This is a genomic window from Streptomyces sp. NPDC048419, from assembly GCF_043200415.1.
Taxonomy (GTDB): Bacteria; Actinomycetota; Actinomycetes; order Streptomycetales; family Streptomycetaceae; genus Streptomyces.
This window is the reverse complement of the sequence record NZ_JBICXT010000011.1, coordinates 122,769-136,077: the sequence shown is the minus strand read 5'-3', so window position 1 is coordinate 136,077 and position 13,309 is coordinate 122,769. Positions and strand designations below refer to the sequence as shown.

Sequence of the window (13,309 nt, the reverse complement as noted above, 5' to 3'; positions counted from 1 at the left end):
TCGCTGAATCGTGGAGAACCTGATTGCGCTGCTGGTGGCGGCGCCACTGCTCGGAGCGGCCGTACTGCTGTGCGGCGGCCGGCGTCTCGACGCCGTCGGCCACTGGATCGGCGTACTGATGTCGACCGCGTCCTTCGTGCTCGGTGTGATCCTCTTCGCCGACCTGCTCGGCAAGGACGCCGAACACCGGACCCTGACACAGCACCTGTGGACGTGGATCCCGGTCGAGAGCTTCCAGGCGGACGTCGGCTTCCAGCTCGACCAGCTGTCGATGACGTTCGTGCTGCTGATCACCGGTGTCGGCTCGCTGATCCACCTGTACTCGGTCGGGTACATGGAGCACGACGAGCGCCGCCGCCGCTTCTTCGGCTATCTGAACCTGTTCCTCGCGGCGATGCTCCTGCTGGTCCTCGCCGACAACTACCTGCTGCTGTACGTCGGCTGGGAAGGCGTGGGCCTCGCGTCCTACCTGCTCATCGGCTTCTGGCAGCACAAGCCCAGCGCGGCGACGGCGGCGAAGAAGGCCTTCCTGGTCAACCGCGTCGGCGACATGGGCCTGTCCATCGCGATCATGCTGATGTTCGCGACTTTCGGGACCTTCGCCTTCGGGCCGGTCTTCAGCCACGTCGGTGACACCTCCGAGGGCAAGCTCACCGCCATCGCGCTGATGCTGCTGCTCGCCGCCTGCGGCAAGTCCGCCCAGGTGCCGCTGCAGTCCTGGCTCGGGGACGCGATGGAGGGCCCGACCCCGGTCTCGGCCCTCATCCACGCCGCGACGATGGTGACCGCGGGCGTCTACCTCATCGTCCGCTCCGGAGCGATCTTCAACGCCGCGCCGGACGCACAGCTGGTGGTCACCGTGGTCGGTGCCGTCACGCTCCTGTTCGGTGCGATCGTCGGTTGCGCGAAGGACGACATCAAGAAGGCGCTGGCCGGCTCGACGATGTCGCAGATCGGCTACATGGTGCTCGCCGCGGGCCTCGGCCCCATCGGCTACGTCTTCGCGATCATGCACCTGGTGACGCACGGCTTCTTCAAGGCCGGGCTCTTCCTCGGCGCCGGATCGGTCATGCACGGCATGAACGACGAGGTCGACATGAGGAGGTACGGCGGCCTGCGCAAGTACATGCCGGTCACCTTCATCACCTTCGGCCTCGGCTACCTCGCGATCATCGGCTTCCCCGGGCTGTCCGGCTTCTTCTCCAAGGACAAGATCATCGAGGCTGCCTTCGCGAAGGGCGGCACCGAGGGCTGGATCCTCGGCGCCTGCGCCCTGCTGGGCGCCGCCATCACCGCGTTCTACATGACGCGCGTGATGCTGATGACGTTCTTCGGCGAGGAGCGGTGGCGCAACCAGCCCACCCGCTCCCCGGAGGCGCCGAGCGCGGAGCCGGTCGCCGAACACCGCGGCGAGCACGCGGAGCCGCACCCGCACGAGTCGCCCAAGGTCATGACGATCCCCATGATCGTGCTGGCCGTCGGGTCGGTCTTCGGCGGTGCGTTCTTCAGCATCGGCGACCGCTTCCTGCACTGGCTCGAACCGGTCACCGGTCACAGCGAGGGCGACTCGCCGGTCAGCGCCATGACGGTCACCGGCGCGACCATGGTCTGCCTGGTCATCGGCGTCGGCCTCGCCTACGCCATGTACGGCCGCCGCCCGGTCCCGTCCGTCGCCCCGCGGGGATCGCTGCTCACCCGGGCCGCCCGGCGCGACCTGCTGCAGGACGACTTCAACCACGTCGTCCTGGTCCGTGGCGGCGAGCACCTCACGCGCTCCCTGGTGTACGTCGACCACACCCTGGTCGACGGCGTCGTCAACGGCACGGCGGCCTCGGTCGGGGGCCTGTCCGGACGCATGCGCAGGCTGCAGAACGGCTTCGCGCGCTCCTACGCGGTCTCGATGTTCGGCGGTGCGGCGGTCCTCATCGCCGCGACCCTGCTGATGAGGGCGGTCTGATACCGATGTCCTTTCCCCTGCTGACAGCGACGGCGGTGCTCCCCGCGATCGGGGCGGTCGCCACGGCCGCGGTACCGGCCGCGCGGCGCACCGCCGCGAAGTGGCTGGCGCTGCTGGTCTCGCTGGCCACCCTCGCCCTCGCGATCATCGTCCTGGTCCGCTTCGACCCGGACGGCGACCGCTACCAGCTCACCGAGTCCCACTCGTGGATCAAGGCCTTCGGGGTCAGATACGAACTGGGCGTGGACGGCATCGGCGTGGCGCTGCTCGCGCTGACCGCCCTGCTGATCCCGTTCATCATCCTCGCGGGCTGGCACGACGCCGACCCGCTGGAGACCGGAAGCAAGCGGTGGCGGCCGACACAGGGCTTCTTCGCCCTGATCCTGGCCGTCGAGGCGATGGTGATCATCTCCTTCGAGGCCACCGACGTCTTCCTCTTCTACATCTTCTTCGAAGCCATGCTCATCCCGATGTACTTCCTCATCGGCGGCTTCGGGGACCGTGCCCACGAGCACCGCGAGGAGGCGGCGTCGACCCAGCGGTCGTACGCGGCGGTGAAGTTCCTCCTCTACAACCTGGTCGGCGGCCTGATCATGCTGGCCGCGGTGATCGGTCTGTACGTGGTCGCCGGGAACTTCAGCCTGCAGGAGATCGCGCAGGCCCGTGCCAACGGCTCGCTCCACATGGCGACGAACACCGAACGCTGGCTGTTCCTCGGCTTCTTCTTCGCCTTCGCGGTGAAGGCGCCGCTGTGGCCGCTGCACACCTGGCTGCCCAACGCCATGCAGGAGTCCACCGCGCCGGTCGCCGTCCTGATCACGGCGGTCGTCGACAAGGTGGGCACCTTCGCGATGCTCCGCTTCTGCCTCCAGCTCTTCCCGGAGGCGTCGAAGTGGGCGACGCCAGCCATCCTCGTCCTCGCCCTGATCAGCATCGTCTACGGGGCGCTGCTGGCCGTCGGCCAGCGGGACATCAAGCGGCTGGTGGCCTACGCGTCGATCTCGCACTTCGGGTTCATCATCATGGGCATCTTCGCGATGACCAGCCAGGGCCAGTCCGGCGCGACGCTCTACATGGTCAACCACGGTATTTCCACAGCCGCGTTGATGCTGGTGGCGGGCTTCCTGATCTCCCGCCGCGGCTCGCGGCTCATCGCGGACTACGGCGGTGTGCAGAAGGTCGCCCCGGTGCTCGCCGGCACCTTCCTGATCGGCAGCCTGGCGACCCTGTCGCTCCCGGGCCTCGCGCCGTTCGTGAGTGAGTTCCTGGTCCTGGTCGGCACGTTCACGCGCTACCCGGCGATCGGCATCATCGCGACCTTCGGCATCGTGCTCGCCGCGCTCTACACCCTCGTCCTCTACCAGCGGACGATGACGGGCCCGGTGAAGCAGGAGGTCTCCGCGATGCCGGACCTCAGGGCGCGTGAGCTGGTGGTCGTCGCCCCGCTGATCGTGCTGCTGATCTTCCTGGGCGTCTATCCGAAGCCGGTGACGGACATCGTCAACCCGGCCGTGAAGTCGACCCTGTCCGACGTACACAAGAAGGATCCCAAGCCCTCGGTGGAGGCGGCCAAGTGAGCGCAACAGCCGTCCACAGCCTGTGGACAACCGCGGCAACCGCGGCCGATCCGATCTCGAAGATCCCCGCGCCGAAGATCGAGTACGGGCAGTTGTCGCCCACCTTGATCGTCGTGGGCGCGGCGATCGTCGGGGTGCTGGTCGAGGCGTTCGTGCCGCGCAAGTCCCGTTACTACGCCCAGGTGTTCGTCTCCGCGGTCGCACTCTGCGCCGCCTTCGCGGCGGTCGTGGCGCTCGCGGCCGACGGATACGGCACCACCAAGGCGCACATCGCGGCCATGGGCGCGATCGCGGTCGACGGGCCGTCCCTGTTCCTGCAGGGCACGATCCTGCTGGCCGGTCTGGTGGGCCTGTTCACCTTCGCCGAGCGGCGCCTGGACCCGGAGGCGCACGGCAACCGCGTCGACTCCTTCGCCGCGCAGGCCGCGTCCGTGCCGGGCAGCGAGAGCGAAAAGGCCGCGGTGAAGGCCGGGTTCACCACCACCGAGGTGTTCCCGCTGCTGCTCTTCGCGGTCGCGGGCATGCTGGTCTTCCCGTCGGCCAACGACCTGCTGACGCTGTTCGTGGCCCTCGAGGTCTTCTCGCTGCCGCTCTACCTGCTCTGCGCGGTGGCCCGCCGCAAGCGGCTCATGTCGCAGGAGGCCGCGGTCAAGTACTTCCTGCTCGGCGCCTTCGCCTCCGCGTTCACGCTGTTCGGCATCGCGATGATGTACGGCTACGCGGGCTCGGTGACGTACGCGCGGATCGCGCAGGTCGTCGACGGCACCGCCAAGAACGTCGACCCGGCGCTCGCCGGCACCATGGGCAACGACGCGCTGCTGCTGATCGGCGGCGCGATGATCGTCATGGGGCTGCTGTTCAAGGTGGGCGCCGTCCCGTTCCACATGTGGACGCCGGACGTCTACCAGGGCGCTCCCACCCCGGTGACCGGGTTCATGGCGTCGGCGACGAAGGTGGCGGCGTTCGGTGCGCTGCTCCGCCTGCTCTACGTCGTCCTGCCCGGACTGCGCTGGGACTGGCGGCCGGTGATGTGGGCCGTCGCGGTCGTCACCATGCTGGGCGGCGCGATCGTCGCGATCACCCAGACCGACATCAAGCGGCTGCTGGCGTACTCGTCCATCGCGCACGCGGGATTCATCCTCGCGGGTGTCATCGCGACCTCGAAGGACGGTGTGTCCTCCGTCCTCTTCTACCTGGCCGCGTACTCCTTCGTGACGCTCGGCGCGTTCGCCGTGGTCACGCTGGTGCGCGACGCGGGCGGCGAGGCGACGCACCTGTCCAAGTGGGCCGGACTCGGCCGCCGTTCACCCCTGGTGGCGGCCGTGTTCGCGGTGTTCCTGCTGGCCTTCGCCGGTATCCCGCTGACCTCCGGGTTCGCCGGGAAGTTCGCCGTGTTCAAGGCGGCGGCGGAGGGCGGGGCGGCCCCGCTGGTCGTGATCGGTGTGATCTCGTCCGCGGTCGCGGCCTTCTTCTACATCCGCGTGATCGTGCTGATGTTCTTCAGCGAGCCGCGGCCCGAGGGCCCGACGGTCGCCGTGCCGTCGCCGCTGACCATGGCGGCGATCGGTTTCGGTGTCGCGGTCACGCTGGTGCTCGGTGTGGCGCCGCAGTACTTCCTCGACCTGGCGAACCAGGCGGGAGTGTTCGTGCGCTGACCCGCGGCACGTGTGCGAGGGCCCCGGTTCCCGACGGAACCGGGGCCCTTCGTCGTGCACGGTCAGGCCTCGGCCGGACACCGGCCGGACAGTGGATCACGCAGAGTCACCGATACGGGTCTGTGGATAACTCCGAGGCTGTCGGTGCGGGCACCTATCGTGGAGGCAGTGGTCGAGGGACGACGTACGGGGGACACGACAATGCGCGGGACGGGCGGGATCATCGAGATGCCAGGGGTGACCGACAGCGAGGCGCTGGCCACGCTCCACCGGGTCTTCGGGTACGAGACCTTCCGCGGCGAGCAGGAAGCGGTCATCGAGCATGTGGTGGCCGGTGGCGACGCCGTGGTCCTCATGCCGACCGGCGGCGGCAAGTCGCTGTGCTACCAGATCCCGGCCCTGGTCAGACCAGGTACGGGCATCGTGGTCTCCCCGCTCATCGCGCTGATGCAGGACCAGGTGGACGCGCTGCGGGCGCTCGGCGTGCGCGCCGGGTTCATGAACTCCACGCAGGACTTCGACGAGCGCCGGGTGGTCGAGGCCGAGTTCCTGGCCGGCGAGCTGGACCTGCTGTATCTCGCGCCGGAGCGGCTGCGCCTGGAGTCCACGCTCGACCTGCTCTCCCGCGGCAAGATCGCGCTCTTCGCGATCGACGAGGCGCACTGCGTGTCCCAGTGGGGCCACGACTTCCGCCCCGACTACCTCGCCCTCTCCCTGCTCGGTGAGCGCTGGCCGGACGTCCCCCGGATCGCGCTCACGGCCACGGCCACGCGTGCCACGCACCAGGAGATCACCCAGCGGCTGCACATGCCGACGGCCCGGCATTTCGAGGCGAGCTTCGACCGGCCCAACGTCCAGTACCGGATCGTGCCCAAGGCCGACCCCAAGAAGCAGCTGCTGACCTTCCTGCGCGAGGAGCACGCGGGCGACGCGGGCATCGTGTACTGCCTCTCGCGCAAGTCGGTCGAGGCGACGGCGGAGTTCCTCTCGCGCAACGGCATCGAGGCGGTGCCGTACCACGCCGGCCTGGACGCGGGCACACGCGCGGCGCACCAGTCCCGGTTCCTGCGCGAGGAGGGCCTGGTCGTCGTCGCGACCATCGCCTTCGGCATGGGCATCGACAAGCCGGACGTCCGCTTCGTCGCCCACCTCGACCTGCCGAAGTCGGTCGAGGGCTACTACCAGGAGACGGGCCGTGCGGGGCGGGACGGACTGCCCTCCACAGCATGGATGGCGTACGGCCTCAACGACGTCATACAGCAGCGCAAGCTGATCCAGACCGGAGAGGGCGACGAGGCGTTCCGGCGCCGGGCCGCCGCCCACCTGGACTCGATGCTGGCACTGTGCGAGACGGTCCGGTGCCGCCGCGGGCAGCTGCTCGCCTACTTCGGCCAGGACCCCGAGCCGACGGGCTGCGGCAACTGCGACACCTGCCTCGTGCCGCCGGAGACCTGGGACGGCACGGTCGCCGCCCAGAAGGCGCTGTCGACGGTGGTGCGGTTGCAGCGGGTGCGCGGGCAGAAGTTCGGCGCGGTGCAGATCGTCGACATCCTGCTCGGGCGGCGCACGGCCAAGGTGATCCAGTTCGACCACGACCAGCTGTCGGTGTTCGGCATCGGCGAGGAGCTCACCGAGGGCGAATGGCGGGGAGTCGTACGGCAGTTGCTGGCTCAGGGGCTCCTCGCGGTCGAGGGCGAGTACGGCACGCTGGTGCTGACGGAGGACAGCGGATCGGTGCTGCGGCGCGAGCGGGAGGTGCCGCTGCGCAAGGAGCCGAAGAAGCCGGCGACCTCGCGGTCGTCGTCCTCCGGCAAGGGCGAGCGCAAGGCCAAGGCTGCCGCGGCCGAACTGCCCGAGGAACTGCAGCCCGCGTTCGAGGCCCTGCGAGCCTGGCGCGCCGAGCAGGCCCGCGAGCAGGGCGTCCCGGCCTACGTCATCTTCCACGACGCCACGCTCCGCGAGATCGCCACCGTCTGGCCGACGTCGGTGCGGCAGCTCGGCGGCATCGGCGGCGTCGGCGAGAAGAAGCTGGCGACGTACGGCGAGGGGGTGCTGGAGGTACTGGCCTCGCTGGGCGGCGCATCCGGCTCGGCGCCGGCCGCGGCTCCCTCGGCTGCTCCCGCAGCGGATGCCGGTGCGGATCGCGGTGCGGGGGACGAGGACTACTGGCCCGAGATGGACGCGGAGCCGGAACCGGACGACTGGATATAAGGGGCGGGCCGACGCCGATCCGACGCCGGCCCGAGGGGCGGTGGCACCGTCACAGCGCCCGGGCCGCGTACGCCCTGACGTCCGCGTCCGAGTCCGAGGTGGCCGTGGCAAGGGCGGCGCGGGCGTCCTCGGTGTCGCCGTGCCGGGTCAGCGCGAGCACGGCCGCCTTGCGCACGTCGGCGTTCGGGTCGGCGAGGGCCTTGGCGAGGGCGGGGACCGCGACGTCCGGCTCGGCGGCGGACAGCGCGGTCGCGGCACCCGACCGGACCTGCCAGGCCGCGTCGGACAGCGCGGTGACGGCGCGCACGGCGAGCGGTGCCGGGCAGCCGGTGGTGCCCAGCGCCGCGTAGGCGGCGCCCTGGACCAGGGCGTCGGGATCGCCGGTGAGGTCGGTCAGGGCGGTGCGGACGGCGGCGAGGTCGCCGGTCGCCTCCGCATCGTCCCCATCCCCGACCCGGCTTTCCGCCTCCCCGCTCCGTCGATCCTCCTCCGCCTCCGCGTTCAAGCTCGCCGTATGCCCAACTCGGCTCGCCCATACGGTCGCCAGGCCCTTGGCGATGGTGACGCGGACTTCGCGGGAGGGGTCGGTGGTGGCGGCCCGGGACAGTTCCGTGGCGGCGTCCACCGAGACGAGTGCGCGGACGGCTTCGACCCGGACGGGGATGTCGGAGTCGGTCAGGGCCCCGGTGAACAGGCCGGCGTCGCCCAGACGCAGGGCGCGCAGGACGTCGAGGGAGGCGGCGCGGACGACGGGGTCGGGCTCGGCCAGCGCGGCGGCGAGACCGTCATGGAGGGCCGGTTCCGCGGGCAGCGTCTCCACGAGCTCGCGCAGGGACGCGGCGGCCGTGGCCCGTACCTGGGCGGCGGCGTCACGAAGGGCCGCGGCGAGGGCGGGACCGGTTCCCGGCGGCACAGTCTCGGTGAGGACGGCGACGGCCTCGCGGCGGACGGCAGGAGCGGGGTCGGTCAAGTAGGGCCGTAGGGCGTCGAGTTCGGGTTCCTCCTCGGCGAGGGCGACGAGCTCCAGGAGGCGGGCAGAGGCCTGGCCGGGGTCCAGGAGCGGGGACTCGGAGCCCGCGGTCCCGGTCGTGACCGGTGCCGTGGCCTGCGGGCCGGAGGCCACGGGCGCCACGTCCCGTGAACCGGCCGTGGCGACGTCCTCGGGGTGGACCTCGCCGAGGTGACGGGACGGGCCGCCGACGGGGCTGAACTCGTCGACGGGGACGAGATAGGGAGCCACGGGGCGGGCCGTGAACTCCATTGATCCGGAGGGGGACTTGTGCAGGTCGAGGTGGTGGAACCAGGAGGCGTCGTCGCGCTCGGGATGGTCGAGACGGTCGTGGTAGAGGCCCCAGCGGGACTCCGTGCGGGCCAGGGAGGCGCGCGCGGCCATCTCCGCGCAGTCGCGGATGAAGGAGACCTCGGCGCAGCGCATCAGCTCGTGCGGGGTGCGCGCGCCCATGTCAGCGATGTCCTCGTGCATCCGCTCGAAGGACTCCAGCGCCAGGGAGAGGCGGGCGCCGGACTTCGGCGGGGCGACGTAGTCGTTCACGAAGCGGCGCAGCTTGTACTCGACCTGGGGCTGCGGCGGGCCGTCCGGATTGCGCAGCGGGCGGTAGATCAGCTCGTGCGCGTCCCGGAGCTGATCGGCCGGCAACTCGCCCTCGTACGGGGTGTACTGGGCCGCGTCCGCCCCCGCCAGGTCGCCGAAGACGAACGCGCCGATCATGTAGTTGTGCGGCACGCAGGCCAGGTCACCTGCGGCGTACAGGCGGGGGACGGTCGTACGGGCGTGGTCGTCGACCCGTACGCCCGAGGCCGAATGGCCGCCGCACAGGCCGATTTCCGAGATGTGCATCTCGACGTCGTGGGTGCGGTAGTCGTGGCCGCGGCCCGAGTGGAAGGTGCCCCGGGTGGGGCGTTCGGTCGAGTGCAGGATCGACTCCAGGGCGGAGACCGACTCCTCGGGCAGGTGGCTGAGCTTCAGGTACACCGGTCCGCGGTCGCTCGCGACCTCCGCCGCGAACTCGGCCATCATCTGGCCCGACCAGTAGTCGGAGTCGACGAAGCGCTCGCCGTGCCGGTTGACCTGGTAGCCGCCGAAGGGGTTCGCGACGTAGGCGCAGGCCGGGCCGTTGTAGTCCTTGATCAGCGGGTTGATCTGGAAGCACTCGATGCCGGTGAGCTCGGCGCCCGCGTGGTAGGCCATCGCGTAGCCGTCGCCCGCGTTGGTCGGGTTCTCGTACGTGCCGTAGAGGTAGCCGGAGGCGGGCAGGCCGAGGCGGCCGCAGGCGCCGGTGGCGAGGATCACGGAGCCCGCGCGGACGGTGACGAAGCCGCCCGTGCGGGTGTTGAGGCCGACCGCGCCCACGGCCCGCCCCTGCGCGGTGAGTACGCGCACCGGCATCACGCGGTTCTCGATGCGGATGCGTTCGCGCATCTCGCGTCGCCGCAGCTGCCGGTAGAGAACCTTCTTGACGTCCTTGCCCTCCGGCATCGGCAGCACGTAGGAGCCGGAGCGGTGGACCTGGCGGACCGCGTAGTCGCCGTGCTCGTCCTTCTCGAACTTGACCCCGTACGACTCCAGCCGCTGGACCATGGCGAAGCCGCGGGTGGCGGTCTGGCGGACGGTGCTCTGGTCGACGATGCCGTCGTTGGCGCGGGTGATCTCGGCGACGTAGTCGTCGGGCTCGGCGCGGCCCGGCACGACGGCGTTGTTGACGCCGTCCATGCCCATGGCGAGTGCGCCGGAGTGCCGGACGTGGGCCTTCTCCAGCAGGAGCACGTCCGCGCCGTGCTCGGCGGCGGTGAGCGCCGCCATGGTGCCGGCGGTGCCGCCGCCGATGACGAGGACGTCGCAGCTGATCTCCTCGGCGTCACCGAGCGCGGGGATCTCCAGGGGCGTGTTCACGGAGGTGGTCACCGGGGGGCCTTTCAGGTACCGAGCGAGGAGAGGACGTCGCGCCGCAGCGCCACGCGCGCGGGGTCGTCGTGCGCCGTGCGGTCGCGCGGGCGCGGCACGTCGCGTACGGCGGTCAGCCGGCCGTTGCCGAGGAGCGCCACGCGGTCGCCGAGGAACAGTGCCTCGTCCACGTCGTGGGTGACGAAGACGACGGTCGCGCCCGTGCCCTGGAGCACCTCCACCAGCAGGTCCTGCATGCCGGCGCGGGTCTGGGCGTCGAGGGCGCCGAAGGGCTCGTCCATCAGGACCGCGCGGGGCGCGCCCGCGAGGGCCCTGGCCAGCTGGGCGCGCTGGCGCTGTCCGCCGGACACGCGGTGCGGCAGGTGCCGTGCGTGGTCCGCGAGTCCGACCCGGCCGAGCCAGGAGTCGGCCTGGACGCGGCGCTCGGCGCGCGGCAAGCCCCTGATGGCGAGGGGGAGTTCGACGTTGGCGCGCAGGGTGCGCCAGGGCAGGAGGGCGTCCTCCTGGAAGATCAGGGCGCGGTCGGCGGCGGGGCCCGTCAGCGGGCGTCCGTCCTGTTCCAGGGACCCGGCCAGCGGGGTCAGCAGTCCGGCCAGCGTGCGCAGCAGGGTCGACTTGCCGCAGCCGGAGGGACCGACGACGGTGAGGATCTCGCCGGGGGTGACATCCAGGTCCACGCCGTCGAGCACGGGCGCGCCGGGACGGCCGAGGACCGCGCCGCGCAGCGCCAGCCCCGCTCCGGTGCGGGAAGCCGGGCGGAGGTCAGACGAGCTGGTCATGGGGCACGTCCTCCTTGGTCGTGGGGCTCAGCGGTACGGCGGCTTCGGTGCCGCGTGCCCGCCGCGGAGTCCGGCCGGCGGGGACGAAGGAGGTGCGCGGCAGCCAGCGGGTCAGCCGGCGGCCGAGCAGTTCCACGGCCGTGGACGTGACCCAGCCGAGCACGCCGATCGTGACCATGCCGACGAGGACGCCCGCGTAGTTGACGACGGTGTAGTCCTGCCAGGTGCGGTAGCCGACGCCGTACTGGCCGGAGATCATCTCGGCGGAGATCACACAGATCCACGAGACGCCGATGCCGACCGACAGACCGCCGAAGATGCCGGGCAGCGCGCCCGGCAGGACGACCGAGCCGAGGATCCGCCACCGGCCGCCGCCCATGGTGCGCACCGCCTCCTCCCACACCGGGGTCAGGGCGCGGACCGCGTGCCGGGTGGAGACCAGCACCGGAAAGAAGGCGGCGGTGAAGGTGATGAAGACGATGCCCTGTTCGTTGGAGGGGAAGAGCAGGATCGCGACCGGGACCAGGGCGATCGCCGGGATCGGGCGGACGACTTCGAGAAGCGGGCCGAGCAGGTCCTCGGCGAGGCGGGAGCGCGCCACGAGCACGCCCGCCGCCACACCCAGGACGGCGGCGAGGAGGAAGCCGGTGACGATGCGGGTGAGGCTGTCGGTGAGGTCCGTCCAGTAGTCGGGCCCGGACAGCCGGTCGGCGAAGGCGCGGGCCACGTCGGCGACCGTGGGGAACTGCGAGAAGCGCAGCCACAGGTCGACGTTCAGGCTGGTCAGCAGCTGCCACAGGCTCAGGGCGGCGGCCAGGGACACCGCCCGGAGCGCATACCGTGCCAGGGGCCGGTGGCTCATGACGCCCGCCCCAGAGCATCGGCGTACGTGATGACGCGGGCGCCCCCGTGCGCGGCGGCGTACGCCTTCGCGGTGGCCGGTGCGACGAAGGGGAGGAGCTGCTTGCCGTCGGCCACCCAGACCGCCCGGTCGGCGAACCAGAGGGTGCCGGTGGTGGCGTCGGGGACGTAGGCGGCACGGATGCCGTTCTTGTGCCCGGCGACGTAACCCAGCAGGTCGGCGGGGGACTTGAAGCCGATCGTCTGCTCCGAGCCCTTGGGCCAGACCTCGCTCGCGGCCGTCGGCGGCGTCGAGGCGAGGCGCTCGGCGTACCCGGCGCCGAGGGCCTTCCTGACGTACCGGTCGTCGACGAAGGAGTCCACGTCGATGTCGCCGGTCAGCTTCTCCGCCTTCAGGACCGAGACGTCCTGCTTCAGGGCGGAGACGAGCTGCGGCTTGATCGCCGGGTCGAAGGTGGAGATGCCGTGGGCGCCGTTGTAGAGGTAGACGACCTCGGCGGGCAGGCCGGTGGCCTTCGCGACCTTCTCGGCGGCGGCGACCGGGTGGGCGTCGAGGTACTCGGTGGCCTCTGCCTGGGCCTTGAGGAAGGCTTCCAGGACCGCCGGCCGCTGCTTGGCGAAGTCCTCGCGGGCGGTGACGCCGTGGAAGGTGGGGAGGTTCAGCTGGGCGCCGTCGTACAGCGCCTTCGCCTTGCCCTGGTAGGCGAGCAGGCCCGGCCAGGCGACGAACTGCGACAGCGCGTCCGCGCTGCCGGCCGACAGGGCCGAAGCGCCCACCGCGGGCTGCTGGTTGAGCTTCTCGATGCCCTTGTCGGGGTCGATGCCGGCGCGCTGCAGGGCCCGTACGAGGGTGCCGTCGGCCGCGGAGCCGACGCTCGTGGAGACCTTCTTGCCCTTCAGGCCGGTGAGGGAGGACAGCTTGGAGCCGGGGGAGGTGACGATCGTGTTGAGACCGCCGCGCGGGTTGTAGCCGGTGACGGAGACCAGATGGGTCGGCTTGCCGAGCTGCTTGCCCCGGGCCGCGTTGATGAGCAGTGGGAAGTCGCCCATGGAACCGATGTCGATCTTCCCGGCGGTCATCTGGGCGGTGATGGGGGCGCCGGTGGCGTAGTCCTGCCAGTCGACCTTGTAGGTGTGGCCGTCGTGCAGGGCGTCAAGGTCCCGCTCGAGGTAGCCGAGCGAGCGCAGGAGGGTGCCCGCGGTGACCGTGTTGATGGTCTTGGACTGGTAGCCGACCGTGATGGTGACCGTCCCGCCGTCGCCGGCCTCGGCGCTGCCGCCGCAGGCGGACAGGGGCAGCAGGAGAAGGGCGGTGGACGCGGCGATTGCTGTGCGTTTCATGGGAG

At 71.1% G+C, this 13,309-nt stretch carries 8 protein-coding genes; 4 read left to right on the top strand and 4 right to left on the bottom strand.

The window, feature by feature from the left end:
• Nucleotides 1–10 precede the first annotated feature (10 nt).
• The 4 genes from nuoL (at nucleotide 11) to recQ (ending at nucleotide 7,400) form a co-directional block, all read left to right on the top strand.
• Nucleotides 11–1,957, top strand: coding sequence for an NADH-quinone oxidoreductase subunit L (nuoL, locus tag ACGFYN_RS23455; RefSeq protein WP_393867777.1), 1,947 nt, complete (start codon nucleotides 11–13; stop codon nucleotides 1,955–1,957).
• 5 nt (nucleotides 1,958–1,962) lie between these two features.
• Complete coding sequence (locus ACGFYN_RS23450) at nucleotides 1,963–3,534, top strand: NADH-quinone oxidoreductase subunit M (protein WP_393867776.1); 1,572 nt, start codon at nucleotides 1,963–1,965, stop codon at nucleotides 3,532–3,534.
• Complete coding sequence (gene nuoN, locus ACGFYN_RS23445) at nucleotides 3,531–5,189, top strand: NADH-quinone oxidoreductase subunit NuoN (RefSeq protein ID WP_393867775.1); 1,659 nt, start codon at nucleotides 3,531–3,533, stop codon at nucleotides 5,187–5,189. Before ACGFYN_RS23450 ends, nuoN begins: the two co-directional genes overlap by 4 nt.
• Before the next feature lie 201 nt (nucleotides 5,190–5,390).
• Complete coding sequence (gene recQ / locus ACGFYN_RS23440; protein ID WP_393867930.1) at nucleotides 5,391–7,400, top strand: DNA helicase RecQ; 2,010 nt, start codon at nucleotides 5,391–5,393, stop codon at nucleotides 7,398–7,400.
• 49 nt (nucleotides 7,401–7,449) lie between these two features.
• Here the strand turns inward: recQ and ACGFYN_RS23435 are convergent, their stop codons facing one another.
• The 4 genes from ACGFYN_RS23435 to ACGFYN_RS23420 are packed head-to-tail and all read right to left on the bottom strand — an operon-like array spanning nucleotide 7,450 to nucleotide 13,304.
• Nucleotides 7,450–10,323, bottom strand: a complete 2,874-nt coding sequence (locus ACGFYN_RS23435; RefSeq protein WP_393867774.1) for a fumarate reductase/succinate dehydrogenase flavoprotein subunit — start codon at nucleotides 10,321–10,323, stop codon at nucleotides 7,450–7,452.
• 11 nt (nucleotides 10,324–10,334) lie between these two features.
• Nucleotides 10,335–11,102 (bottom strand): ABC transporter ATP-binding protein, encoded by a 768-nt coding sequence (locus ACGFYN_RS23430; protein ID WP_393867773.1) that lies wholly within the window; start codon nucleotides 11,100–11,102, stop codon nucleotides 10,335–10,337.
• Nucleotides 11,086–11,964, bottom strand: a complete 879-nt coding sequence (locus ACGFYN_RS23425) for an ABC transporter permease (protein ID WP_393867772.1) — start codon at nucleotides 11,962–11,964, stop codon at nucleotides 11,086–11,088. The genes ACGFYN_RS23430 and ACGFYN_RS23425 overlap by 17 nt, the downstream gene beginning before the upstream one ends.
• Complete coding sequence (locus tag ACGFYN_RS23420; protein WP_393867771.1) at nucleotides 11,961–13,304, bottom strand: ABC transporter substrate-binding protein; 1,344 nt, start codon at nucleotides 13,302–13,304, stop codon at nucleotides 11,961–11,963. Before ACGFYN_RS23420 ends, ACGFYN_RS23425 begins: the two co-directional genes overlap by 4 nt.
• Nucleotides 13,305–13,309 lie beyond the last annotated feature (5 nt).

Excerpts from the sequence above, each read along its gene's own strand:
- recQ (WP_393867930.1), top strand. The coding sequence starts at position 5,391 with ATGCGCGGGACGGGCGGGATCATCGAGATGCCAGGGGTGACCGACAGC.
- ACGFYN_RS23450 (WP_393867776.1), top strand. The coding sequence starts at position 1,963 with ATGTCCTTTCCCCTGCTGACAGCGACGGCGGTGCTCCCCGCGATCGGG.
- ACGFYN_RS23425 (WP_393867772.1), bottom strand. The coding sequence starts at position 11,964 with ATGAGCCACCGGCCCCTGGCACGGTATGCGCTCCGGGCGGTGTCCCTG.
- ACGFYN_RS23430 (WP_393867773.1), bottom strand. The coding sequence starts at position 11,102 with ATGACCAGCTCGTCTGACCTCCGCCCGGCTTCCCGCACCGGAGCGGGG.
- ACGFYN_RS23420 (WP_393867771.1), bottom strand. The coding sequence starts at position 13,304 with ATGAAACGCACAGCAATCGCCGCGTCCACCGCCCTTCTCCTGCTGCCC.